This window comes from Burkholderia sp. ABCPW 11, from assembly GCF_001523445.1.
In the GTDB taxonomy this organism is placed as follows: Bacteria; Pseudomonadota; Gammaproteobacteria; order Burkholderiales; family Burkholderiaceae; genus Burkholderia.
In genome coordinates this window covers 1-815 of record NZ_LOVM01000026.1, presented here as the reverse complement: position 1 = coordinate 815, position 815 = coordinate 1, and the positions used below count along the sequence as shown (strand labels likewise).

Sequence of the window (815 nt, the reverse complement as noted above, 5' to 3'; positions counted from 1 at the left end):
CCCGACGACTTCAGTTGCGACACGTTCACCGCGTCCATGTCGGCCTTGCCGGCCTTCACGTTCGACAGCGTCGTACCGCCAACGCCTGCCAGCGTCGCCGACGTGTACTTCGGCGTACCGTCCGCGTTCTTGTCGTACGTCACCGCGGCCAGCGCCTTGCCGTCCTGGTCGAGCAGACCCGACGACTTCAGTTGCGACACGTTCACCGCGTCCATGTCGGCCTTGCCGGCCTTCACGTTCGACAGCGTCGTGCCGCCTACGCCTGCCAGCGTCGCCGACGTGTACTTCGGCGTACCGTCCGCGTTCTTGTCGTACGTCACTGCGGCCAGCGCCTTGCCGTCCTCGCCGATCAGGCCCGACGACTTCAGTTGCGACACGTTCACCGCGTCCATGTCGGCCTTGCCGGCCTTCACGTTCGACAGCGTCGTGCCGCCTACGCCGCTCAGCGTCACCTTGTCCTTCTGGATGCTGTCGTACGCCACCGCCAGCGGATTCATCCCGCCTTCCACACCACGAATGGCTTCGGTCAGTTGATCGACGTTCACCGCGTCCTTGCCGTCCGTGCCTTGCGCAACGTTCGACAGCTTCACCGGCGTCGCCGACTTTCCACCGCCCAGCGTCACCGAACCGTAGTTCGGCGTGCCGTCCTGGTTCTTGTCGTACGTCACTGCAGCACGCGTGTGACCATTGCCGTCCACCAGACCCGTGTTCGTGAACGCGTTCTTGATGTTCGTGATGTCGTGATCTGCTCTAGAAATCCTGGACACAAATGAGTGTTAGTGTTTCGGAGGCAATTTTCCCAATAGGAACGGGAG

Annotated in this window: 1 pseudogene; it reads right to left on the bottom strand. The window is 62.5% G+C overall.

The features are described 5' to 3' along the window. A pseudogene (locus tag WS61_RS10200) lies at positions 1-767 on the bottom strand (hypothetical protein); the annotation flags it as partial. Positions 768-815: the final 48 nt, after the last annotated feature.